The organism is Streptomyces sp. NPDC031064, assembly GCF_055570965.1.
In genome coordinates, this window is sequence record NZ_JBVIGF010000001.1 from 1,078,449 (window position 1) to 1,100,695 (window position 22,247).

Below are 22,247 nucleotides of genomic sequence, written 5' to 3' on the forward strand. Positions count from 1 at the left end.
GTCAGACCGCCTCTCCCTGACGTTCCTGACGGGCGGCCGCGAGGCGGACGGCGTCCAGGATCTTCTCGTAACCGGTGCAGCGGCAGAGGTTGCCGGAGAGCGCCTCGCGGATGTCCTCGTCGGACGGGGAGGGGTTGCGCTCCAGCATCTCGTCGGCCGCGACCAGCAGGCCGGGGGTGCAGAAACCGCACTGGACGGCGCCCGCGTCGATGAAGGCCTGCTGGATCGGGGAGAGCTCGGTGCCCTCGCCGGTCTGGGAGTCGGTGCCCTTGGCGGACCACTGCTGGGCGTCCTGGAGCGAGGTACCGGAGGAGCCGCACGCGCCGGTGCCGCACGTGCCGCTGTGCTCGGCACGCTGCTTGGCGTAGTCGGCGAGGCCCTCGACGGTGACGACCTCGCGGCCCTCGACCTGGCCGGCGGCCACGAGGCAGGAGCAGACCGGGACGCCGTCCAGGCGGACCGTACAGGAGCCGCACTCGCCCTGCTCGCAGGCGTTCTTCGAGCCGGGCAGGCCCAGGCGCTCACGCAGAACGTAGAGGAGGGACTCACCCTCCCAGACGTCGTCGGCTTCCTGCGGACGTCCGTTGACCGTGAAATTCACGCGCATGGTTATGCAGCTCCTTCAAGGGTGCGGCCGGTGCCGCGGTACTGCTCCCAGGTCCAGCCGAGCGTGCGGCGGGCCATGATGCCGACGGCGTGGCGGCGGTACTTGGCCGTGCCCCGCACGTCGTCGATCGGGTTGCAGGCCCCGGAGGCGAGCTCCGCGAACTGCTTGGCGATCGAGGGAGTGATGATCTTGCCGCTGTCCCAGAACCCGCCCTCTTCGAGCGCGGCGTTCAGGAAGTCCTCGGCCTCCTTCGCCCGTACGGGCGTGGGGGCGGCCGAGCCGATACCGGTCCGCACGGTCCGGGTCTCCGGGTGCAGCGCCAGACCGAACGCGCACACCGCGATCACCATCGCGTTGCGGGTACCCACCTTGGAGTACTGCTGCGGCCCGTCCGCCTTCTTGATGTGGACCGTCTTGATGAGCTCGTCCGGAGCGAGCGCGTTGCGCTTGACGCCGGTGTAGAACTCGTCGATCGGGATGAAGCGGGAGCCGCGCACGGACTCCACCTCCACCTCGGCACCCGCCGCCAGGAGGGCGGGGTGCGCGTCGCCGGCCGGGGACGCCGTGCCCAGGTTGCCGCCGACACCGCCGCGGTTGCGGATCTGCGGCGAGGCCACGGTGTGCGAGGCGAGCGCCAGGCCGGGCAGCTCGGCCCGGAGGTGCTCCATGATCTGGGTGTACGGGACGGAGGCGCCCAGCCGGACGTTCTCCTCGCCGATCTCCCACTCGCCGAGCAGCTCGATGCGGTTCAGGTCCAGCAGGTACTCGGGCCGCCGGTGGTCGAAGTTGATCTCGACCATGACATCGGTGCCACCCGCGATGGGCACAGCCGTGGGGTGCTCGGCCTTGGCGGCGAGCGCCTCCTCCCAGCTTGCGGGGCGAAGGAAGTCCATGAGTGGCTCTCTTCTACGTGATCCGGTGATCAGAGGCCCGGCGGTCCGTGATCCTGGTGATCGACGTGTTCCGGGTTCCGTGTGATCAAGTGGTTCGCTGGGGCTCGGGGGACGGCCGGCCCACGTCTTCGTCTTCATGTTCATGTGCTGTTAACGCGTTGTGGCCCCAGTACACCCAGCGGTGCTCCGCCCGGTGCAGTCACCGAAACCATGAAGGAGTTGGCTGGCCGCCCTCCTCGTCTTGTAGATTCGAACGAAAGGCGAGGAGCAGTAACCTCTCCGTTTCCCCCCGGAAACGGTGGCCACGGGTCACCGGCAACAACGAGACACCCACGAGACAGATCGGCGGCGATCACATGCGGCTGCGCGCACTGCTGGAAACCGATGCGCTGGGGCTGCGGCTGCTCGGCGGCGAGGACGAGCTGGACCGCACGGTCCGCGGCGTGATGACGACGGACCTCCAGGACCCCAGCAGGTACCTCTCCGGCGGCGAGCTGGTGCTCACCGGCCTCGCCTGGCGGCGGGACGCGGCGGACTCCGAGCGCTTCGTCCGGATCCTCGCGAGCGCGGGGGTGGCGGGCCTGGCGGCCGGTGAGGCGGAACTGGGTTCGATCCCCGACGATCTGGTTCAGGCGTGTTTGCGCCATCGCCTCCCACTGTTCGCAGTGAACGAATCCGTTGCGTTCGCAACGATCACCGAGCATGTTGTTCGACAGGTGTCGGGTGAGCGGGCCGGTGATCTCGCGGCTGTCGTCGATCGCCACAGGAGGCTGATGACCTCCGGCCCGGCGGGCGGCGGCCCGGAGGTCGTTCTCGACCTGCTCGGCTCCGACCTGGACCTTCGCGCTTGGGTGTTGTCACCGACGGGACGTCAGATCGCAGGTGCCGGGACACCGTTGCCCGCGGACGTCGGCGCCATCCTCGCCGGTGAGCACCTGGCCGCCACCCGCACCGGGCGGCGCGGTCCGCACCGGGCGGTCGCGGGCGGAACGACGTACTCGCTCTTCCCGATCCGTAACACCGGGCGCGGTGCCGCCCCGGCCTCCCGGGACGTGCGCGAGACGGTGCTGTCCGACTGGCTGCTGGCCGTCGAGGCGGACGCCGGCGACTGGCCGGCTGCCCGGCTGGACCTGCTCCAGGGCGTCACCCAGCTCATCGCCGTGGAGCGGGACCGGCGCGACGCGGCGCGTACGGTACGGCGGCGCCTGGCCCAGGAGGTCCTGGAGCTGGTCCAGACGGGTGCCGCCCCGGCCGAGATCGCCGCGCGGCTGAGGGTGGCCGCGCCGGTGCTGCTGCCGGGGCTCGGCACCGCGCCGCACTGGCAGGTCGTGGTGGCCCGGGTCGAGTGGGGCGAGGGCGGTACGGGCGCGCCGGGCATCGAGGCCGGGCCGGTCGCCCAGTCGCTGCTGGAGGAGATCCTGGTCGACCCGTCGACGGCCGGCCCCGACTCGGCCGACCGCATCGCGGTGGCCCACACCGGGGACGAGGCCATCGCCCTGGTGCCGCTCCCGGCGGTGCCCGGCCCGTCGGAGCCGGAGGAGGAGGGCGAGGCGGGCCCCGCCGGCGGCGACGGACTGCACGCCGACGCCCTGCTCGCCGCCGTACGGGCGCCCCTGTCGGCGGGCCTCGACGGCGACGGGCGCCTCACCCTGGGCGTGAGCGCCGCCGTGCACTCGGCCGACGGACTGCGCGGCGCCCTGGAGGAGGCCCGGCACGCCCGGCGCGTGGCGGCGGCGCGGCCGGGCCGGGTGTGCGCGGCGGGCCACCACGAGCTGGCCTCGCACGTGCTGCTGCTGCCGTTCGTGCCGGACGACGTGCGGCGGGCGTTCACGGCCCGGCTGCTGGACCCGCTGCGCGACTACGACCGGCGCCACCGGGCGGAGCTGATCCCGACGCTGGAGGCCTTCCTCGACTGCGACGGCTCCTGGACCCGCTGCGCCAGCCGCCTGCACCTGCACGTGAACACCCTGCGCTACCGGGTGGGCCGCATCGAGCAGCTCACGGGACGCGACCTGTCGCGGCTGGAGGACAAGCTGGATTTCTTCCTGGCGCTGCGGATGTCCTGACGTAACGTCACCACGACCGAGAGAAAGCGGTACACGACACGATGTCCGGACGAACGGACACGGGGGCGGACGCCCGGCCGAAGCCCCACCCCGACGGCCGGCCGGGTGCCCGCCCCGACGCCCGGCCGGGTGCCGGCGCGGACGACCGGCCGGATGCCGGCCCCGACGCCCGGCCGGGTGCCGGCGCGGACGACCTCCGCGGCGACTGTGCGAACTGTTTCGGTCTGTGCTGCGTGGCGCTGCCCTTCGCCGCGTCGGCGGACTTCGCCGCCGACAAGCCCGCCGGCACGCCGTGCGGGAACCTGGCCGCCGACTTCCGGTGCGGGATCCATGAGCGGCTGCGCGACCGGGGGTACTCCGGCTGCACGGTGTACGACTGCTTCGGCGCCGGTCAGAAGGTCTCGCAGGTCACCTTCGGCGGCCTCGACTGGCGGCGGGACCGGGACACGGCGCAGCGGATGTTCGCCGCGTTCCCGGTCGTACGGCAGTTGCACGAGCTGCTCGCGTACCTCACCGAGGTGCTGGCGCTGGAGCCCGCGCGCCGGCTGCACGGGGAGGCCCGGCGCCTCCTCGCCGAGACCGAGCGGCTCACGTTCCTCCCGCCCGAGGAGCTCACCGCGCTGGACCTGGACGCGCACCGCCGGGTCGTGGGCGACCTGCTGTCGCGGGCGGGCGAGCTGGCCCGCTCGGGCGTCCCCGGCGCCCTCGGGCGGAAGAAGAACCGCCGGGGCGCCGACCTCATGGGCGCCCGGCTCAAGGGCGCCGACCTGCGGGGCGCGAGCCTGCGCGGCGCGTACCTGATCGCGGCCGACCTCACCGGCGCCGACCTGCGCGAGGCCGACCTCCTCGGGGCCGACCTCCGCGACGCGCGGCTCGCGGGCGCGGACCTCACCGGCGCGCTGTTCCTCACCCAGCCGCAGCTCAACGCCGCGCGCGGTGACGCCCGCACGGTGCTGCCCGAGCGCCTGGACCGCCCGGCGCACTGGACGGCGACTACGTCTGCGCCGTAGGCCCCGACGTCGTAGGAGGCTCCGACGTCGTGGGCCCCGGCGCCGCACGCCGTGACGCGGCGGGCCCCACCGCGAGCAGCGTCGCGAAGTAGCCGTCGGGCATCGGTTCCCCGATGGGCCGCCCGTCCGCCTCGATCCAGGCGTGGGCGTTGAAGGGCGGCACCACGCTCACCCCCGTGCACCAGGTGGGCCAGGTGCCGGTCAGCCGGCACAGCAGCGCGGCGCCCAGCGAGCGGGGCAGGCACCCGCGCGGCCCGGCGCACCGCAGGCTCACCGCGCACAGGGCGTCGCGGGCGGCCTGGGCGCGGGCCGCGGTGGCGGGCCGGGCACCGCGCCGGACCACCTTCAGCACGGCCCGGATGCGGTGCGGCGGCAGCAGTGACAGCGCGACGGCGGGCACCAGGACCAGCCGGGCGGCCAGTTGGCGGGAGAAGGGCACTCCCACGGGGATGTCCAGGGCGCTCGGGGTGGTCATGCGGCCAGCCCCGAGGTGCGCAGTTCGGCCACCAGGGCGGCGACGTCCTCCTCGGCCCTCGCCCGGTCGATGTCGTACTCCCCGACCAGCGCGTCGGCGGCGGCCGCTTCGTCGCCGCCCGCCATCAGGACGCGGACGATCAGTGTGCCGGCGGGGTTCAGCTCCCAGTACTGTCCCCGGCGTTGGTCGAGGAGGACCGTGCCGTAGCCGGTTTCGGCGGTGGAGACGTCGGCTCCGAAACGCAGTGCCATGGTGACTTCCCTTCCGGTACGGGTGAGGGGGCCGTCCGGCGCGCCAGGCCGCGCAGCCACACCTCGCAGGCGATCGTCGAGTAGAGGATGGCGTCGCGCAGTCCGGGCGTGGACGGCCGCTGGGCGAGGCGGCGCAGGGCGGCGCCGTCCACTAGGCCGAGCCGTTCGAGGTGCGAGTCCTCCCACAGCGCCAGCAGGTCGGCGCGGTGCGCGCGCAGCCCGTCGGCGGCGTCCATGGAGGCGGCGGCCTTGTTGGTGCGCCGCAGGCACGCGTCGGGCACGATCCCGCGCATGGCCGCGGTGAGGAGCGGCTTGTACGCCCAGGGGGTGACGCGTTCGGCGGGGCGGACCGCGAGGCACGCCTCGATGACCCGGTCGTCGAGGAAGGGCGAGGCCATCGGGACGCCGGTGCGGGCGGCCATGCGGTCCCACTGCCGGATGATGCGGGTGCAGGAGCGGATCTGTTCGAGGTCGGCGTGCAGGCCGCGGTCGGGGTGGTGCGGGACGGCGTGCGCGGCGGCCCGGTCCAGCGCCTGCCGCGCCATCCGCGCGGCGTCGGGGGTCACCCAGTCGAAGAGGCGCGGGGGCATGCCCCAGCCGAGGCTGGTGCTGACGGTCGCGGGCACCGGGTCGCGCAGGTGCGCGCCCGCGTCGGCCAGCCAGCTCCCGTACGGGCGGGAGTCGGCCAGGGCGCGGAGCGTGCCGCCGAGCGGCCACTGCCACAGGGCCCGGAAGCCGCGCAGTTGCCGCAGCGCGAACAGCGGGCGGGTGCGGGCCAGTCGGTGGTAGTACGCCTCGGAGCACCAGGCCACGTGGTCGCCGCCGATGCCCGTCAGGTGCAGCCGGCTGCCCCGCTCGGCCATGGCCGGCAGGTGGTGCAGGACCCGTGAGCGGTCCATGACGCCGATGGTCGGTTCGTCCAGCAGGTCGTCGATGGCGAGGAGGTCGGTGTAGACGAGCGGGGAGGCGTCGGCGTCCCACACGACGTGCTCCACGTCCGGCAGGGACCGTGCGGCCAGCGTGGCCCAGTGCAGGTCGGTGTCGGCGGGGTCGCGTCCCGGCCAGGTGCTGGCCACCACCCGGGCGGGTGAGCGGTCGGCCAGGAAGCAGACGCTGGTGGAGTCCAGACCTCCCGACAGGTCGCAACTGACCACGCCGCCCCGGCGGGTGCGGACCGCGACGGACTCCACGAGGGCCTCGCGCACCAGCGGTGCCCCGTCGGCGAGCGGCCGCGTCGGCTCGGGCGGGGTCCACCAGCGGGTGTGGCGTACGGTGTGCCCGTCCTCCGCCACGATCAGCGCGTCCTGCGGGGCCACGGCGGTGACGCCGCGCCACATCGGCGCCTCGCCGAGCGGGTGGGGAACCGGCCACAGGAGCCGGACGGCCAGTTGTTCCTCGTCCGGTTCGCGGCCCAGTGCGGCGGCGAGGACGTCGGCGCGGGTGGCGGCCACGGTCACGCCGCCGATCCGGGCGTGGAAGACCAGCCGGAGCCCCGACGCGGTGCCCTGCGCGCGGAGCCGGCCGTCGGCGGCGGCCAGCAGGTGGCAACTGCCCGGCAGCGTGCGGGCCAGGGCGTCGAGTTGGGCGAGGTCCCGCAGGCGGGCGGCGTGACGCCGCAGTCGGGCCGCGTCGAGCGAGGAGCACCCGACGACGGCGAGGGAGGTGGAGCCGGCGCGGGCGGTCACGATGTCGTCGTCGTGCCAGTGGCCGACCAGCCAGGGGCGCCCCGAGGGGTGGGGCAGCGACCGGGTGCCCGGGCGGGCGAAGAACCGGGCCACGGCGGCCGCGTCCTCGCGGTCGGGAAAGACCGCGAAGTGCGCGTCGCCGGGGCCCGGGCCCGCACTCGTGTGCGTGGGCGTCATGACGTCGGACGGATCGAGCCGTCGGCCGTCAGTTCTTGCTCAGGACCAGGCGGTCGTTGCCCGAGCTCTGGAGGAGGCCGGTCTTCTTCCGGAAGGACCCCAGTCGGACGAGCGTCGGTGCCTCGTAGGCCTTCTTCATGACGTCTCCTTCTGTTCGGTTCACCACCCGCCCCGACATGGACGGGAGGCCTTGGTTCGGAAGGTAGACGCGGGTCACGGGGGCACCGCAACAGCGGGTCGCCTGCTCATATTGTATGAAGTACCGCCCGGCGTCAGCCGAAAGCGGAATTGTCACCTCCGTGACCGTGGAGGGGGTCTACGGTCTCGTCCTCGCCCTCGACCCGGGAGAAACCTTCCCACCGGCACGTTTTGCGGCCCGTGCGGCGCCCATGCGTCGCGCGTCCCGGATTCCGGGGCGTCGCCGCCCGGCGCGAACGCGCGTCGGCACGCGCCCGGCCCATGCTTCACCGTCGCGGGCCGCGCTCCGGCGTGAACGCGGCCCGGTCACGGGGTCCGTCGCGGTGTCACCCCTTGGTGTGGATCTTCGCGGGGAACGGCGGCGGTCGCCGGGAGCCACCCGGCCCCGTACTCCGGGCCGATGCGCGCCCACTGATTGTGAATCAATTCACCTGACCCTCTTGGCCGGGCGTGCCGTTCCGTGCTGAGATTCTCCGGACTCAACAGCTCAATGGCGCGCTCGGGGAGGGCAATGTGGCGCATACCGCCATGTCTGGTTCCGGAACGACCGCAAGCGACGATCCCCTCCAGACCGCGGTATGGCGGCTGCGTTCACGCGGCTGCTGGAGCGACGCGGCCGCCCTCCTCGTACCCGGCGCGCACGACCCCGCCGTCGCGCTCCAGCGCGCGTCCCTGCTGATCGAGCGGTGCCTCTACACCGAGCAGGGGTGGGCCGAGGCGGAGGACGCGCTGCGCTCGGCGGAGGCGATCGCCCAGGAGGACGAGGAGCGGGGCGCGGCCGCCTGCGAGCGCGGCTACCTCGCCTACGCGTCGACCCTGCTGGGCGTACGGGACCGGGCCGACGAGGCGCGGGCGGCGCTCGGCCGGGCGGCGGCGCTCATCGCCCCCTCCGCGCCCGGCCGCCCGCTGCTGGACTTCCGCCGCGGCCTGCTCGCCCAGAACCTCGGCGACTCCCCCCAGGCCGCCCGCGCGGCGTACCACCGCGCCCACGCGGGCGCCGCCGCCCAGGGCGACGACCTGCTGCTCTCCTCCACCTGGCGGCACCTCAGCGGACTGGCGCTCCGCGACGGCGAGTTGGCGGAGGCGCGGCACGGCTTCGCCGAATCCCTCCGGCTCCGCGAGGAGCTCGGCTACCTCGTGGGGACGGCCCCGGCCCTCGCGGCCCTGGCGGACACCGAACCGGAGCCCGAGGCGACGCGGCTGCGCGCGGAGGCGCGGCGGCTGTTCCAACTGCTCGGCGGCGTACCGACCTGGCTGGCCGCGCGGCTGGCGCCGACGGCGGCCGCCTGAGGGCGTTGTCAGAGGGCTCTGCCATGATCGGGTGTCATGAGCGACACGACCCTTGACCAGGCACGCGCGGCGACAACGGCCCTCCGCACCCGGGGACTCGACCTCCTCGACGGCGTCCCCGACGCCGAGCTCGACCGGTGGCCGGTCGCGGTGCCCGAGGCGGTACGCGCCGTGCTGCGCGAGATCGGCGGCGTACGGCAGGGCGACGTCCGGTACGAGTTCGGGCCGCGGGGCTTCGCGGACGGCTCCTGGGTGATCGGTGAACTCCCCCATGGCGAGGGGCCCGTGGTCGTCGGTGTGGGCGGGGCGGACTGGGGCCCCGTGCTGCGGGCCCAGGGGTGGGGCGAGGATACCGAGTTCGTGGTCGAGGCCCCCTCGTTCACGTCCTGGCTGCTGGGCCTCGGCGCCGAGCGGTCCGCCCCGCGGGCGTCCGTCGCCGCCGTCCCGTCGATCGAGGTCGCCGAGGGCCCGGACACGGAGCTGGCCGCGCTGGTCGACGGGGGCGATTCGCTGACCGACGTGGTCGACCTGCGGGCGCTGCCGGCGTATCCGTGCCGGGTGGCGTGGGAGCCGTACTACTCCCTGGATTACGAGACCGCCGACACCGGCGGCAGCGACACGGAGTGGGAGCTGGTCGGCGGCGGCCGGGCGCTGCTGCTGCGCAGCCTCCCCAGCGGGGACTTCCTGGACCGCCCGGTGCGGCGCCACCGCGTCCCGGCGGACGCGGCCCGGCGCGCCGTCGCCGAGCTGCGCGCCGTGGCCGGGGAACACCCGGCGCACGTGACGCTCGAAGCGGGCTGCGACGACGCGGAGATGGACACCTGGGCGGTGCCCGTACCGGAGGACATCCGCACCGTGCTGCGCGAGATCGGCGGCGTACGGCTGGCGGGCCTGCCGCCGCTGCGGCTGCTGCCGGGAGCGCCGGAGCACGCCGTCGACCCCGAGGTGCACCGCATGCTGGGCGGCGACGGCACCTACTGGCCGGTCGCCCGCGTGGAGCGCCCCCACAGTACGGCGCTCGCGCAGATCCGTATCGACCCGGACACCGGCGAGTGGGGGTACGTCGTCTCCGTCCCCATCGACCACCAGCTCGTCCAGGACCCGGAGCTGTCCCTGCTCGCCGAGTCGTTGCCCCACCTCCTGCTGACGGTCGCGCGCGTCGCCCGTGAGGCGGCCGCCACGGACGACGTCGCCCGCCGTGTCCGCACCGCCACCGACTGGTTCACGCCGAACACCGGCGAGCCCTGGACACGGCCCGTACCCGTCGAGGAGTGGTCCGGCTCGTCCGACCCGCTGCGCGCCGGCCTGACCGGCCTGCCGCCGGGTACGCACGTCGCCGACCTGCGCGACTCCCCCATCCCGACCGACCTGTGCTTCTACCGCTCGGACAAGTGGCGCTTCGGCGCCGACTGCCTGGACCGGCTCCATTTCACGGCGGCCGGGCGCCTGGTCGCGGCGATACCGAAGAACGCCGGGTGAGGGGTCACCGGGCCGCACGGGGCGTGTCCGGCCGGCTCAGGCAGCGCGACCGACGCGCGCCCAATCGCACGACAGGCACACCACCGCGTCGTCCAGCCCGACGACCAGGGACCCGTCTGCCGTGACGGCGACCGCGCGGACGCGGGGGCCGGGGCGGAAGGGGACGGACCGGCGCGTGCCGAGGTCGTGGAGCTCGGCCAGGCCGTCCGCCCAGGCGACCGCCAGGAGGTGACCGGTGGCGTGCAGGGCGACGACCGGGTACGGGCGGGTGGTCACCGTGGTCGCGCGGTCGGGGGCGTGGCCGGGGCGCCAGGCGCGTACCGTGCCGTCCGTTCCGCCGCTGTAGGTCGTCGACGGGGTGGCCGTCAGCGCGGTGACGCGGCCGGTGTGCAGCGCGGCCTGGTCCACTCCGGTCAGGCTGAAGGCGTGGACGGTGCCCATCCGGTCGCCGGTCAGGACCGTGTCGCCGGCGGCGGCGAGGGCGGTGGCGGGGTGGCTCGCGAGGGTTGCGGCCACCGCGGCCGTCAGCCGGGTGGGCGGGCCGCCGCGCCCGGTGTGCAGGTGGCCCCGTTCGTCGAGGGCCGGCTGTGTGCCGTCGGGGAGGCAGGTGACCGCCCGGACGCGGTCCTCGCGCACGACCAGCCGCCCGTCGGGCGTGGTCGTCAGGGCGGTGCACGTCCGGCGGGAGGTCCACGAGAGGCGCCACGGCGCCCCGGCGGCCTGGGCGGTGAGCGCCGGGCCCAGTCGGGGGTCCGCCGTGTCGTCGAGGGCGGCGAGCAGCACGAGGGCGCGGTCGGCGGGGGTCTGGTCGCGGAGCAGGGACTGGCCGGCGCGCAGCCAGGCGGGGCGCAGGCCGCCGCGGGGGTCGGGGTCGGCCTCGTACGCCTCGGTGACGCGGAGGGGGTCGGACGCGCAGACGGCGGCCGGGTCGTCCAGGTCGACGGGGGCCTGGAGCGGGGGCTCCGGAGCCCCGTCGGCGACGACGTCGATGAGGGGCCCGAGGCTCCGCACGAGGTCGTGGTCGGGCGGCAGCGGGACGCGTACGGTCCGGCGCGGACCGGCCAGCAGCGCCGAGAGCAGCTCGCCGGGCGTGGACGCCACGACGCCGAGCCGGTTCGCCACCTGCCACACGGCGGCGCGCATGCTCATCTGCCGCCCGTGAAGTGCTCGCGTACGAGTGCCTGGACGACCGGCAGGTCCTGGGCGATCAGCGCGTCCAGCAGGGCCGAGTGCTCGGCCGCGTCGGCGACCAGGTCGGCCCGCCGGGTCGCGGGGCCCGCCACGAGGGGCCACTGGGAGCGGCGGTGCAGGTCCTCGGCGATGGCGACGAGCTGTTCGTTGCCGGCCAGGGCGAGGACGGCGCGGTGGAAGGCGCGGTCGGACTCGGCGTAGTGCGCCCGGTCGCCGCGGGCGGCGGCCGCGGAGGTGGCCTCGGCGAGGGGGCGCAGCTCGCTCCAGCGGTCGGCCGGGACGGTGCGGGCCAGCCGCAGCATGACGGGCACCTCGATCAGGGCGCGGACCTCGGCGAGCTCGGCCAGCTCGCGCGGGGTGCGTTCGGCGACGCGGAAGCCCCGGTTCGGTACGACCTCGACGGCGCCCTCGATCGCGAGTTGCTGCATGGCCTCGCGCACGGGGGTGGCGGAGACGCCGAAGCGGGCGCCGAGGGCGGGGGCGGAGTAGACCTCGCCGGGGGCCAGCTCGCCGCTGACCAGGGCGGTGCGCAGGGCGTCGAGGATCTGGCCGCGTACGGAGTGGCGCTGGACGAGGCGGGGGGCGGGGGGCTCGCTGTGGGTGTGTTCGCCACGGGTCTGCTCGGGTACGCGCACGCCGGCGTGCGGCTCCGGCGCCGGGTGCGGCGGCGCGGTGTCGCGCGTTCTGCCCTGCTCCACTCGGGTCCTCCTGCCCGTTCGTACCGAGGCCCCGGCTCGCGGTGGAGGAGGCCCCTGTGCACGATAGGCGCACCGGGTTGGAGTTCACACATCGATCAGATCGGGTAAGGTAAGGCTTACCTGCTAACGATCGCGATTCGGTGGTCCCCCGCATGTCCACTCCCGCTCTGCTCCCCGCCCTGAGCTCGCCCGTCGCGGACGCGTACACCCGGCTGACCGAGGTCTTCCCAGGGCTGCGGGTGCGGGAGCTCACGGAGGGCGAGCCGGCCCCCCGGGGCGCCGGCTGGGTGGGCGCGGACGAGCTGGCCGCCGGCGGTGCCGCCCTGGACGCGTTCCTGGCCTGGGACAACGCGCAGGTGCTGCGCGACTACGGGCAGCAGGCCCGCCCCGATGTCGTCGCCAGCTTCGGTCTGCACCGGTACGCCTGGCCCGCCTGCCTGCTGATCACCGTGCCGTGGTTCCTGCACCGCCGGGTGCCGCGCCTGCCGGTGGCGGACGTGGCGTTCCAGCGGGCGCTCGGCCGGATGACGGTACGGGTGCGCGAGTTCGCCTGCCTGCCCGGTGACCGGGCCGCCGCGCTGCCCGGCGCCCGGGTCGTACCGGACGAGGAGGCGCTGCGCGGCGAGGTGCGGGCGGCCGTCGCCGAGCACCTGGGGCCGGTGCTGGAGGGCTTCGGGCCCCGGATGCGGCGCGGCAAGCGGGCCCTGTGGGGCATGGCGACGGACGAGATCGTCGAGGGCCTGTGGTACGTCGGGCACCTGCTGGGCGAGGAGCCCAGGGCCATGGCGGAGCTGGCGCTGCTGCTGCCGGGGTCGGGCGCGGCCAAGCCGTACGTCGGCACGGCCGGCTTCCGGGAGCTGACCGGCCCGGACGGTACGCCGCTGCCGACCCGTGACCGGGCGAGCTGCTGCCTCTTCTACACGCTGCGCCCCGAGGACACCTGCGTCACCTGTCCGCGCACCTGCGACGCCGACCGCGTACGCAGGTTGAGCGCATCCGCGTGACCTCCTCCCGACCTCCACGCCACCCTCCCGGGTGACGCGAATCGAACGCAACTCCCTTCCCACATAAGGCCGTTCGAGCAGATCGCACCTATTCGTATGCTCATCGGCCCCAATGGCGTTCTCTTGCCAGGAAAACCCGTGAGGCTCCGCGGGCTTCGGCCAATATGGCGCCGAAACGCCCTACCGCGAGCGATGCAAGGGACACCGCATGAGACTGACCGACATATCGCTGGACTGGCTGCTTCCGGGTGGCGTGATGCTGGTGGGAGTCCTGGTGGCGGTTGCGGTGCTCACGCGCGGCAAGCGCGCCGGCGAGAAGGCCGCGGCCGACGACTCCTGGGAACGCAGCGAGGAGCGCCGCCGCCGCAAGGAAGCGGTCTACGGCACGGCCTCCTACCTGCTGCTCTTCTGCTGCGCGGCGGTCGCCGCCGCGCTCTCCTTCCACGGCCTGGTCGGCTTCGGCCGGCAGAACCTGAGCCTGTCCGGCGGCTGGGAGTACCTGGTCCCCTTCGGCCTCGACGGCGCCGCCATGTTCTGCTCGGTCCTCGCGGTGCGCGAGGCCAGCCACGGTGACGCGGCGCTCGGCTCCCGCCTGCTGGTGTGGACCTTCGCGGGCGCGGCCGCCTGGTTCAACTGGGTCCACGCGCCGCGCGGCGCGGGCCACGCCGGCGCCCCGCACTTCTTCGCGGGCATGTCACTGTCGGCCGCCGTGCTGTTCGACCGGGCGCTGAAGCAGACCCGCCGCTCCGCGCTGCGCGAGCAGGGCCTGGTGCCCCGGCCGCTGCCGCAGATCCGGATCGTACGGTGGCTGAGGGCGCCCCGAGAGACGTTCGGCGCCTGGTCGCTGATGCTCCTGGAAGGCGTCCGCACCCTGGACGAGGCCGTCGACGAGGTCCGCGAGGACCGGCGGCAGAAGGAGCAGGCCCGGCGCAGCCGCCGCGAGCACCAGAAGATGGAACGGGCCCGCCTGAAGGCGTTCAACCGTCAGCACCGGGCCTGGGGGCTCGGGCGCGGCGGCCGCCAGGTCGACGTCCAGCCCATGAACACCGCGCCGGTCGACGTCCAGCCCATGAACTCCGGTGGTTCCATGGGCAGCTCGGCCCCGGCCGCCGTGGGGGCGTCCGTCGCGGAGCCCGTCATATCCGAGCGGGGACGCCTGCCGTCTCGGCACCGGCCCTCCCTCCAGGCCGTGAAGGGGACTGATCCGCCCCGTACCGTCGACCTCACCGCCGAGGACGACACCCAGACGCTGCCCCGTCTCGACTCGCTGGAGCAGAAGCTCAAGGACCTGGAGCAGCAGTTCGGCTGACCGTGCTCACCTACGGCCGGGCCCGCCGCTCAGGCGGGCCCTCCGGACAGTTCGAACCAGACGACCTTCCCCACGCCGTGAGTGAGCACCCCCCACGCGTCGGCGAGCGCCTGCACCAGGACCAGGCCCCTGCCGTGCGTACCGTCGTCGACGGACGGGGCGTACGGGGAGGGCAGCGCGGTGGTGAAGTCCCGTACCTCCACCCGTAACGCCGCCGGGGTCCTCGTGACCGTGACGACCGCGCCGTGCTCGGTGTGTATCAGCGCGTTGGTCAGCAGCTCGCTGGTGAGCAGCTCCGCGACGTCCGCCCCGCCCGCTCCGCCCAGTACGTCCCGGTGCCGCAGCAGGTCCCGGAGGGCGCGCCTCACCTCGGGCACCGCCGCGAGGTCCCCGGCGCCCACGTGCCGCCGCCACTGCACCGGCTGACCGTGCCGCTCCATCGCGGGAACCCGCCCGTCCGCTACGGGTCCAGCCCCTCTCTGACGTCCCATCATGTCCCCCACCCGCACGTCGTCGGCCCTTCCCCTCGAACAGGTTCACGGGATGCATGCCCCCGCCTACGAGCCGTCACGCCTGGGATTCGCCGGTCCGGGGGGCGCCCGGGGGGCGCATCGGGGTAAGTCTCCGTCAGGCCGCGCGGAGCGCAGACCGTGCGGCGGCCGAGCGGAGGAGGAGCCGCGATGCATGACGACCGCCACCTGGTGGAAGGGCGCCTCGAACGGGCCGTGCGCCAGTACGTGCGCCCCGCGCAGTACGCGGCCCGGGTCCCCCTCACGCTGACCGCCTGGCACGCCCCCGGAGAGCCTCGACCCGTCTCCGAGGCGCTGGAGGCCGCCTACGAGCCGTTCGCGCCCGGCACCGCGTGGGGCGCGCCCTGGTCCACGAGCTGGTTCCGGCTGCGCGGCACCGTGCCGGAGGGCTGGGCGGGGCGCCGGGTGGAGGCGGTGATCGACCCGGGGTTCACCGGCGACGGGCCGGGCTTCCAGGCGGAGGGCATGGTGTACGACGCCGGGGGCGTCCCCCTCAAGGGCGTCCACCCGCGCAACCGTCACGTCCCGGTGGCCGCGCCGGCGCGCGGGGGCGAGCGGGTGCACCTGCTGCTGGAGGCGGCGGCGAACCCCGCCGTCCTGCGGGACTTCCTGCCGACGCGCCTCGGGGACGTGCTGACCGCCGGGGACCGGCCCCTGTACCGGTTCGCCTCCGCCGAACTGGCCGTCCTGGACGAGGAGGTATGGCACCTGGTCCTGGACCTGGAGGTCCTCACCGAGCTCATGCACGAGCTGCCCACGGACCGGTCGCGGCGGCACGAGATCCTCCGCGCCCTGGAGGACATGCTCGACACCCTGGACCTGCACGACGTGTCGGGGACGGCGGCCGCCGCCCGCGCCCGGCTCGCGGACGCGCTGGCGCGCCCCGCGGCGGCGAGCGCGCACCGGATCTCGGCGGCCGGGCACGCGCACATCGACTCGGCGTGGCTGTGGCCGCTGCGCGAGACGGTGCGCAAGGCGTCGCGGACGTTCGCCAATGTCACGGCGCTCGCGGAGGAGTACCCGGAACTGGTGTTCGCCTGCTCGCAGGCGCAGCAGTACGCGTGGGTGCGCGACCACCAGCCGCACGTCTGGGAGCGCATCAAGCAGGCGGTCCGCAGGGGCACCTGGGCGCCGGTGGGGTCGATGTGGGTGGAGTCGGACGCCAACATGCCGGGCGGTGAGGCACTGGCGCGGCAGATCACGCACGGCAAGCGCTTCTTCCTCGACGAGCTGGGCGTGGAGACGGAGGAGGTCTGGCTGCCGGACTCCTTCGGCTACACGGCGGCGTTCCCGCAGCTCGCGAGGCTCGCGGGGGCGCGGTGGTTCCTGACGCAGAAGCTGTCGTGGAACCAGTCCAACCGGATGCCGCACCACACGTTCTGGTGGGAGGGCATCGACGGCACCCGCGTCTTCACGCACTTCCCGCCGGTCGACACCTACAACGCGCAGCTCCACGGGCGGGAACTGGCCCGGGCGGAGCGGAACTTCGCCGACAAGGGGCGCGCCACCCGCTCGCTCGTCCCGTTCGGGTGGGGTGACGGCGGGGGCGGGCCCACCCGGGAGATGCTGGAGAAGGCGCGCCGGGTGCGGGACCTGGAGGGCTCGCCCCGGGTGACGGTCGAGCGGCCGGCGGCGTTCTTCGCGGCGGCGGAGGCCGAGTACGGGGAGCAGGCCCCGGTGTGGTCGGGCGAGCTGTACCTGGAGTTGCACCGGGCCACGTACACCACGCAGGCGAAGACCAAGCAGGGCAACCGGCGCAGTGAGCACCTGCTGCGGGAGGCGGAGTTGTGGGCGACGGCGGCGGCGGTGCGGTCGCCCGCGTACCGCTATCCGTACGAGGAGCTGGACCGGATCTGGAAGACGGTGCTGCTGCACCAGTTCCACGACATCCTGCCGGGGTCGTCGATCGCGTGGGTGCACCGCGAGGCGCGGGCCACCTACGCGCGCGTGCGGGAGGAACTGGAGGAGCTGATCGCGGGCGCGGTGGCGGCGCTGGGCGGCTCGCAGACGGCGGTGCTCAACGCCTCGCCCTACGCGCGCGAGGAGGTGGTGGAGACCGGCAGGCGGCGCCTGGCGGCGGTCCGGGTGCCGCCGCTGGGTGGCGTGCGGCTCGGTCCGTCCGCCGATGTGCCGCCGGTGACCGCCCGCCGCGAGGACGGCGGCTTCGTCCTCGGCAACGGGCGCTTGCGGGTCGTGGTCGACGCGGCGGACGGGACGCTGAGCTCGGTGTACGACGTGGGGGCGGGGCGGGAGGTGCTGGCGCCGGGTGCCCGGGGGAACCTGCTGCAACTGCACCCGGACCACCCCAACCAGTGGGACGCCTGGGACATCGACCGGCACTACCGGCGTACCCACACGGACCTGACGGCCGCCGAGTCGGTGGACCTGGTGGAGGAGGGGCCGCTCCGGGCGGCCGTCCGTGTCGTACGGGTCTTCGGGGAGGGGTCCCGCATCCGGCAGGAGGTCCGGCTGGACGCCGGAAGCGGGCGCGTGGACGTCGTCACCGATGTCGACTGGCAGGAGTCGGAGAAGGTGCTGAAGGCGGCCTTCCCGCTGGACGTCCAGGCGGAACGGTCGGCGGCCGAGATCCAGTTCGGGCACGTCCACCGGCCGACGCACACCAACACGGGCTGGGACGCCGCCCGGTTCGAGATCTGCGCGCACCGCTGGTTGCGGGTGGACGAGCCGGGGTACGGGGTGGCCGTCCTGAACGACTCGACGTACGGGCACGACGTCACCCGGACGCCGCACGACGAGGGCCTCGGCACCACCGTGCGGCTGACGCTGCTGCGCGCCCCGCACTGCCCGGACCCCGAGACCGACCTCGGGCACCACCGTTTCCGGTACGCGCTGCTGCCGGGCTGCTCCACCGCCGACGCCGTGCGTGAGGGCCTGGCGCTGAACCTGCCGCTGCGGATCGCGGCCGCCGCGCCGGAGCCGGTGCCCCTGGTCGACACGGGGAACCCGGCCGTCACCGTCGAGTCGGTCAAACTCGCCGACGACCGCAGCGGGGACGTGATCGTACGGCTCTACGAGTCGTGCGGGACGCGCACGCGGGCGACGCTCGCGACGGCGTTCCCGGTCGCCCGCGCGTTCGTCACCGACCTGCTGGAACGGCCGCTGCACGAGGCCCCGGAGGGCCTCGTACTGGAGCTGCGGCCGTTCCGGATCGTGACGCTGCGGCTGGTCAGGGCCTAGGGACGTTGCGGAGGTTGGAGCGGGCCATCTGGAGCATCCGGCCCACTCCCCCGTCCAGCACGATCTTGCTGGCGGACAGGGCGAAGCCGGTCACCATCTCGGCGCTGATCTTCGGCGGGATGGACAGCGCGTTGGGGTCGGTGACGACGTCGACGAGCGCCGGGCCCTTGTGCTTGAAGGCGTCCTTGAGCGCGCCCGCGAGCTCCTTGGGCTTCTCCACCCGCACCCCGTACGCTCCGGCGGCGCGGGCGATGGCCGCGAAGTCGGGGTTGTGGTTGGCGGTGCCGTACGACGGCAGGCCCGCCACCAGCATCTCCAGCTCGACCATGCCGAGCGAGGAGTTGTTGAACAGCACCACCTTCACCGGCAGGTCGTGCTGGACGAGGCTCAGGAAGTCCCCCATCAGCATGGAGAACCCGCCGTCGCCCGACATCGACACGACCTGCCGCTTACGGTCGGTGAACTGCGCGCCGATGGCCTGCGGGAGGGCGTTGGCCATCGAGCCGTGGCTGAACGAACCGATGATCCGGCGCCGTCCGTTGGGGGTGAGGTAGCGGGCCGCCCAGACGTTGCACATGCCCGTGTCGACGGTGAAGACGGCGTCGTCGTCGGCGATCTCGTCGAGGACCGACGCCACGTACTCGGGGTGGATCGGGATGTGCTTCTCGACCTTGCGCGTGTACGCCTTGACGACCCCTTCCAGGGCGTCGGCGTGCTTCTTCAGCATCTTGTCGAGGAACTTGCGGTCCGTCTTGGCGCGCACGCGCGGGGTGAGGCAGCGCAGCGTCTCGCGCACGTCGCCCCAGACGGCCAGGTCGAGCTTGGAGCGGCGGCCGAGGTGCTCGGGCCGGACGTCCACCTGGACGATCTTCACGTCGTCGGGCAGGAAGGCGTTGTACGGGAAGTCGGTGCCCAGCAGGATCAGCAGGTCGCACTCGTGGGTGGCCTCGTAGGCGGCGCCGTACCCGAGGAGCCCGCTCATCCCGACATCGAAAGGATTGTCGTACTGGATCCATTCCTTGCCGCGCAGGGCGTGTCCGACCGGTGACTTGATCCGCTCGGCGAACTGCATGACCTCCGGGTGGGCGCCCTTGGTGCCGCTGCCGCAGAACAGCGTGACCTTGTCGGCGTCGTCGATGAGCCGGACCAGCGCGTCGATCTCGGCGTCACCGGGGCGGACGGTGGGGCGCGAGGTGACGAGGGCGTGCTCGACGGCCTTCTCCGGGGCCTGCTCGGCGGCGATGTCGCCGGGCAGGGACACCACGCTGACGCCGCTGCGGCCGACGGCGTGCTGAATGGCCGTCTGGAGCAGCCGGGGCATCTGCTTGGGGCTGGAGATGAGTTCGCTGTAGTGGCTGCACTCCTGGAACAGCCGGTCGGGGTGGGTCTCCTGGAAGTAACCGAGCCCGATCTCGCTCGACGGGATGTGGGAGGCGAGGGCGAGGACGGGGGCCATCGAGCGGTGGGCGTCGTAGAGGCCGTTGATGAGGTGGAGGTTGCCGGGGCCGCAGGAGCCGGCGCAGGCCGCGAGCGTGCCGGTGATCTGGGCCTCGGCACCGGCCGCGAACGCGGCGGTCTCCTCGTGCCGGACCTGGATCCACTCGATCCCGGGAGTACGGCGGATGGCGTCGACGACGGGGTTCAGGCTGTCCCCGACGACCCCGTAAAGCCGCCGCACACCGGCGCGGACGAGGATGTCGACGAACTGTTCTGCCACATTCTGTTTGGCCATGGGTCCATCCATGCACGGCCCACGCGGTTACGCCTCCCAGATCGCCACACTCGTACGGTCATCGGCGTATCCCTTCACCCGCAACTGCGTGTCCGCCAGGAACTGGGCCAGGCCGGGCGGTTCACCCGTCCCCCACCGCTCGGCCAGCTCCTTGGCGAGGGCCGGCTCGTCGCGCAGCGGCTCGGCGAGGCCGCGGCCGGCGAGCAGCAGCGTGTCACCGGGCCGGGCGACGGAGGCGCGGAAGCGGAACGGTTCGGCGGGCGGCGGGAGCGGGCCCTCGATGTACGGGGCCGGGGGCGTCGTGATGCCGAGGTCCATGGTCAGCCGGTCGCCGTCCCGGGTCTCGGCGGGCGGGGAGCCATAGCCGAGCACCGGGTCGCCGGTGAGGGCGGACGGCTCCGGGACGGACGGTTCTATGTCCTGCCAGACCCCCTCCCGGAGACGGAACAGCCCGCCGTCCCCGACGCCGAAGAACACCCGGGTGCGGCAGCCCGGGTCGGCGGTCAGCAGGAGGCAGCGCAGCCCGGCGGTGTACTCCTCGGGCGCCACGCCCAGATCGGCGGCGCGGGCGCGGAGCTTGCCGTAGGAGCGGTCGGTCAGCCGGTGCAGTCCGGACTTGAGGTCACCGCGGCGGCCGGCGCGGATGTCCCCGGCGAGCCGGGGGTGGCTGCGGCCGACGGCCTCGCCGATCCAGCGGCACGCGTCGGCGGCGGCGAGGTGCGCGCCCTCGGTGCCGCGCGCCCCGGTGGCGACGGCAACCAGCACGAGCGCGCCCTCGCCGGAGCCGAAGCGGGCGGTGAGCAGCGCGTCGCGGCGGGGTTCGCCCCGGAACCGCGCGGAGTCCCCCCGCACGGACGCGGCCCGCAGCGTGTACGTCCCGTACCGGGCGCCGTCCAGCACGGTGTCGGCGACGAGCTCGTCCAGCTCGTGCGCCCGTGCCTCCGGAAGGGCGACCGGCTCGGGCTCGTAGGTGGGCGGCCCGTCCCCGACGTGCTCCACGCGCGGGCGCGGCAGGCGGAACGTGCGCGGGGCTCCGCGGGGAGCGTCCGCCGGGTCCCTGGGCTCCCAGGGGGCTCGGGTGCGGCCCGGCGGGCCGGCGGCGACGGTGCCGGACGCCGTGTCCGGTGCGCCGTGGTCGTACAGCTTGTCCCACCAGTCGTCCTCGCCGGCGGTGGGCGTCTCCCCCTGTGGGTTCATGCCCTTAATTGTCGACCGCGCGGGACGCACGAAAACGGCCTTCCGGCGAAAACGGCCTTCCGGAGAGGGTCCTTCCGGTAAAGGTGGTCCGCCGGGCGACCCCACCCCCCACGGGAAGGACGGCCGGCGGAACCGGTCGGAGCGTATGCGTTTTCGTCGAATCGTGAACCACTTGTCCACGGAGTGGTCAGGCCGGACCGGTCGTGGATGATGGGCGCGGGGTCGACAAGGGGGTTTGCAGGGGTGCTGGCGGCGATAGGACTGGACGAGCGGCAGGAGGCGGCGTACCGGGCGCTCGTGGCGCTGGGCGCGGCGGAGGTCGCGGACCTCGCGCACCGGCTGGCGCTGCCGGAGCCGGAGACGGAACGGGCACTGCGGCGGTTGGAGTCGCACGGGCTGGCCGCCCGGTCCTCGGCGCGCCCCGGTCGGTGGGTGGCGGCGCCCCCGGCGGTGGCGCTGGGCGCGCTGCTGACGCGGCAGCGGGACGAGCTGGAGCGGGCGGAGCGGGCGGCGGCGACGCTCGCGGAGGAGTACCGGGCGGAGGCGGCGGAGCCGGCCGTGCACGACCTGGTGGAGGTGGTGCACGGCGCGAGTGCGGTGGCGCACCGCTCGCGCCAGCTCCGGCTGGGCGCGACCGGGGAGGTGTGCGCGCTGGTCACGGGCGCGCCGGGCTGCGGCGCGCCGTTGGCCGAGCCGGGGGCGGGGGTGCCGTACCGGGTGGTCGTGGAGCGGGAGGCGCTGTCGGTGCCGGGCGGTATCGCGGAGCTGTCGGCGGCGCTGGGGAACGGCGCGCGGCTGCGGGTGGCCGAACGGGTGCCGGCCGGGCTGGTCGTCGCCGACCGGACGCTGGCGATGGTGGCACTGACCGGCAGGGACCGGGAGCGGGACCGGGACGCGGAACCGGCGGTGCTGGTGGTGCACCCGAGCGGGCTGCTGGAGTCGCTGGCGGGCCTGTTCGAGGCCGTGTGGCGGGAGGCGCTGCCGCTGCGCCTGGGGGCGGACGGGGCGGTCGTGGAGGAGGGGGCGCCGGGCCCGGACGCGACGGACCTGGAGATCCTGTCGCTGCTGCTGGCGGGGCTGACGGACGCGAGCATCGCCAAGCAGTTGGACCTGGGCCTCCGAACGGTCCAGCGCCGGGTCAAGGGCCTGATGGAACTGGCGGGCGTCGCGACCCGCCTCCAACTGGGCTGGCACGCCCACGAACGCGGCTGGGTGACCCGCGACTGACGGCCGCCGGCCCGCGTCTGACCTGCGGGA

General features: G+C 74.3%; 18 protein-coding genes and 1 pseudogene. 8 read left to right on the top strand and 11 right to left on the bottom strand.

Going from position 1 to position 22,247, the window contains the following annotated elements:
- Nucleotide 1: 1 nt before the first annotated feature.
- Nucleotides 2-607: a (2Fe-2S)-binding protein gene (locus ACZ46W_RS04580; protein WP_468331185.1), complete on the bottom strand. Its 606-nt coding sequence runs from the start codon at nucleotides 605-607 to the stop codon at nucleotides 2-4.
- Nucleotides 608-609: 2 nt separating this feature from the next.
- Nucleotides 610-1,500 carry an FAD binding domain-containing protein gene (locus ACZ46W_RS04585; RefSeq protein ID WP_468331188.1) on the bottom strand — a complete coding sequence of 297 codons (891 nt, stop codon included), beginning with the start codon at nucleotides 1,498-1,500 and terminating at the stop codon, nucleotides 610-612.
- 356 nt (nucleotides 1,501-1,856) lie between these two features.
- Here ACZ46W_RS04585 and ACZ46W_RS04590 point away from each other — a divergent pair, with 356 nt between their 5' ends.
- Complete coding sequence (locus tag ACZ46W_RS04590; protein ID WP_468331191.1) at nucleotides 1,857-3,566, top strand: PucR family transcriptional regulator; 1,710 nt, start codon at nucleotides 1,857-1,859, stop codon at nucleotides 3,564-3,566.
- Between the two features lie 41 nt (nucleotides 3,567-3,607).
- Complete coding sequence (locus ACZ46W_RS04595; RefSeq protein ID WP_468331194.1) at nucleotides 3,608-4,576, top strand: pentapeptide repeat-containing protein; 969 nt, start codon at nucleotides 3,608-3,610, stop codon at nucleotides 4,574-4,576.
- On the opposite strand, the gene ACZ46W_RS04600 is transcribed toward ACZ46W_RS04595, so the two are convergent.
- The 4 genes and pseudogenes from ACZ46W_RS04600 to ACZ46W_RS04615 all read right to left on the bottom strand — a co-directional run bounded on the left by ACZ46W_RS04600 (nucleotide 4,560) and on the right by ACZ46W_RS04615 (nucleotide 7,303).
- Nucleotides 4,560-5,051 (bottom strand): lasso peptide biosynthesis B2 protein, encoded by a 492-nt coding sequence (locus ACZ46W_RS04600; protein WP_468331197.1) that lies wholly within the window; start codon nucleotides 5,049-5,051, stop codon nucleotides 4,560-4,562. The genes ACZ46W_RS04595 and ACZ46W_RS04600 overlap by 17 nt on opposite strands.
- Nucleotides 5,048-5,302: a lasso peptide biosynthesis PqqD family chaperone gene (locus ACZ46W_RS04605; protein ID WP_468331200.1), complete on the bottom strand. Its 255-nt coding sequence runs from the start codon at nucleotides 5,300-5,302 to the stop codon at nucleotides 5,048-5,050. The genes ACZ46W_RS04600 and ACZ46W_RS04605 overlap by 4 nt, the downstream gene beginning before the upstream one ends.
- A gap of 41 nt (nucleotides 5,303-5,343) precedes the next feature.
- Nucleotides 5,344-7,164 (bottom strand): annotated as a pseudogene (locus ACZ46W_RS04610) (lasso peptide isopeptide bond-forming cyclase); the annotation flags it as partial.
- Between the two features lie 28 nt (nucleotides 7,165-7,192).
- Nucleotides 7,193-7,303 (bottom strand): keywimysin-related RiPP, encoded by a 111-nt coding sequence (locus ACZ46W_RS04615; protein WP_327222643.1) that lies wholly within the window; start codon nucleotides 7,301-7,303, stop codon nucleotides 7,193-7,195.
- Between the two features lie 587 nt (nucleotides 7,304-7,890).
- On the opposite strand from ACZ46W_RS04615, the gene ACZ46W_RS04620 reads away from it, so the two are divergent.
- Nucleotides 7,891-8,652, top strand: a complete 762-nt coding sequence (locus ACZ46W_RS04620; protein ID WP_468331203.1) for a hypothetical protein — start codon at nucleotides 7,891-7,893, stop codon at nucleotides 8,650-8,652.
- A gap of 36 nt (nucleotides 8,653-8,688) precedes the next feature.
- The gene (locus ACZ46W_RS04625) at nucleotides 8,689-10,131 is read left to right on the top strand and encodes a hypothetical protein (RefSeq protein WP_468331205.1); all 1,443 of its coding nucleotides are present in this window, start codon (nucleotides 8,689-8,691) and stop codon (nucleotides 10,129-10,131) included.
- 36 nt (nucleotides 10,132-10,167) lie between these two features.
- Here ACZ46W_RS04625 and ACZ46W_RS04630 read toward each other — a convergent pair whose 3' ends face one another.
- Nucleotides 10,168-11,280 carry a WD40 repeat domain-containing protein gene (locus tag ACZ46W_RS04630; protein WP_468331208.1) on the bottom strand — a complete coding sequence of 371 codons (1,113 nt, stop codon included), beginning with the start codon at nucleotides 11,278-11,280 and terminating at the stop codon, nucleotides 10,168-10,170.
- Complete coding sequence (locus ACZ46W_RS04635) at nucleotides 11,277-12,020, bottom strand: GntR family transcriptional regulator (protein ID WP_468331211.1); 744 nt, start codon at nucleotides 12,018-12,020, stop codon at nucleotides 11,277-11,279. The genes ACZ46W_RS04630 and ACZ46W_RS04635 overlap by 4 nt, the downstream gene beginning before the upstream one ends.
- A 152-nt stretch (nucleotides 12,021-12,172) precedes the next feature.
- Here ACZ46W_RS04635 and ACZ46W_RS04640 point away from each other — a divergent pair, with 152 nt between their 5' ends.
- The gene (locus tag ACZ46W_RS04640; RefSeq protein ID WP_468331214.1) at nucleotides 12,173-13,024 is read left to right on the top strand and encodes a (2Fe-2S)-binding protein; all 852 of its coding nucleotides are present in this window, start codon (nucleotides 12,173-12,175) and stop codon (nucleotides 13,022-13,024) included.
- Nucleotides 13,025-13,232: 208 nt separating this feature from the next.
- Nucleotides 13,233-14,333: a DUF2637 domain-containing protein gene (locus ACZ46W_RS04645; RefSeq protein ID WP_468331217.1), complete on the top strand. Its 1,101-nt coding sequence runs from the start codon at nucleotides 13,233-13,235 to the stop codon at nucleotides 14,331-14,333.
- A 29-nt stretch (nucleotides 14,334-14,362) separates the two neighbouring features.
- Here the strand turns inward: ACZ46W_RS04645 and ACZ46W_RS04650 are convergent, their stop codons facing one another.
- Entirely contained in the window at nucleotides 14,363-14,773 is a 411-nt protein-coding gene (locus ACZ46W_RS04650; RefSeq protein ID WP_468331220.1) for an ATP-binding protein, read from the bottom strand.
- Between the two features lie 240 nt (nucleotides 14,774-15,013).
- Between ACZ46W_RS04650 and ACZ46W_RS04655 the strand changes: the two genes are divergently transcribed.
- Complete coding sequence (locus tag ACZ46W_RS04655) at nucleotides 15,014-18,061, top strand: alpha-mannosidase (protein WP_468331223.1); 3,048 nt, start codon at nucleotides 15,014-15,016, stop codon at nucleotides 18,059-18,061.
- On the opposite strand, the gene ACZ46W_RS04660 is transcribed toward ACZ46W_RS04655, so the two are convergent.
- Nucleotides 18,051-19,793 (bottom strand): pyruvate dehydrogenase, encoded by a 1,743-nt coding sequence (locus ACZ46W_RS04660; RefSeq protein WP_468331226.1) that lies wholly within the window; start codon nucleotides 19,791-19,793, stop codon nucleotides 18,051-18,053. The genes ACZ46W_RS04655 and ACZ46W_RS04660 overlap by 11 nt on opposite strands.
- Before the next feature lie 27 nt (nucleotides 19,794-19,820).
- A complete protein-coding gene (locus ACZ46W_RS04665; protein WP_468331229.1) occupies nucleotides 19,821-20,990 on the bottom strand; it encodes a protein phosphatase 2C domain-containing protein in 1,170 nt (389 codons plus the stop codon).
- A gap of 243 nt (nucleotides 20,991-21,233) precedes the next feature.
- On the opposite strand from ACZ46W_RS04665, the gene ACZ46W_RS04670 reads away from it, so the two are divergent.
- Nucleotides 21,234-22,217: a helix-turn-helix domain-containing protein gene (locus ACZ46W_RS04670; protein ID WP_468331232.1), complete on the top strand. Its 984-nt coding sequence runs from the start codon at nucleotides 21,234-21,236 to the stop codon at nucleotides 22,215-22,217.
- Nucleotides 22,218-22,247 lie beyond the last annotated feature (30 nt).

Excerpts from the sequence above, each read along its gene's own strand:
- ACZ46W_RS04595 (WP_468331194.1), top strand. The coding sequence starts at position 3,608 with ATGTCCGGACGAACGGACACGGGGGCGGACGCCCGGCCGAAGCCCCAC.
- ACZ46W_RS04655 (WP_468331223.1), top strand. The coding sequence starts at position 15,014 with ATGCATGACGACCGCCACCTGGTGGAAGGGCGCCTCGAACGGGCCGTG.
- ACZ46W_RS04620 (WP_468331203.1), top strand. The coding sequence starts at position 7,891 with ATGTCTGGTTCCGGAACGACCGCAAGCGACGATCCCCTCCAGACCGCG.
- ACZ46W_RS04615 (WP_327222643.1), bottom strand. The coding sequence starts at position 7,303 with ATGAAGAAGGCCTACGAGGCACCGACGCTCGTCCGACTGGGGTCCTTC.
- ACZ46W_RS04650 (WP_468331220.1), bottom strand. The coding sequence starts at position 14,773 with ATGGAGCGGCACGGTCAGCCGGTGCAGTGGCGGCGGCACGTGGGCGCC.
- ACZ46W_RS04665 (WP_468331229.1), bottom strand. The coding sequence starts at position 20,990 with ATGAACCCACAGGGGGAGACGCCCACCGCCGGCGAGGACGACTGGTGG.
- ACZ46W_RS04630 (WP_468331208.1), bottom strand. The coding sequence starts at position 11,280 with ATGAGCATGCGCGCCGCCGTGTGGCAGGTGGCGAACCGGCTCGGCGTC.
- ACZ46W_RS04600 (WP_468331197.1), bottom strand. The coding sequence starts at position 5,051 with ATGACCACCCCGAGCGCCCTGGACATCCCCGTGGGAGTGCCCTTCTCC.
- ACZ46W_RS04605 (WP_468331200.1), bottom strand. The coding sequence starts at position 5,302 with ATGGCACTGCGTTTCGGAGCCGACGTCTCCACCGCCGAAACCGGCTAC.
- ACZ46W_RS04580 (WP_468331185.1), bottom strand. The coding sequence starts at position 607 with ATGCGCGTGAATTTCACGGTCAACGGACGTCCGCAGGAAGCCGACGAC.
- ACZ46W_RS04645 (WP_468331217.1), top strand. The coding sequence starts at position 13,233 with ATGAGACTGACCGACATATCGCTGGACTGGCTGCTTCCGGGTGGCGTG.
- ACZ46W_RS04640 (WP_468331214.1), top strand. The coding sequence starts at position 12,173 with ATGTCCACTCCCGCTCTGCTCCCCGCCCTGAGCTCGCCCGTCGCGGAC.
- ACZ46W_RS04660 (WP_468331226.1), bottom strand. The coding sequence starts at position 19,793 with ATGGCCAAACAGAATGTGGCAGAACAGTTCGTCGACATCCTCGTCCGC.
- ACZ46W_RS04590 (WP_468331191.1), top strand. The coding sequence starts at position 1,857 with ATGCGGCTGCGCGCACTGCTGGAAACCGATGCGCTGGGGCTGCGGCTG.
- ACZ46W_RS04625 (WP_468331205.1), top strand. The coding sequence starts at position 8,689 with ATGAGCGACACGACCCTTGACCAGGCACGCGCGGCGACAACGGCCCTC.
- ACZ46W_RS04585 (WP_468331188.1), bottom strand. The coding sequence starts at position 1,500 with ATGGACTTCCTTCGCCCCGCAAGCTGGGAGGAGGCGCTCGCCGCCAAG.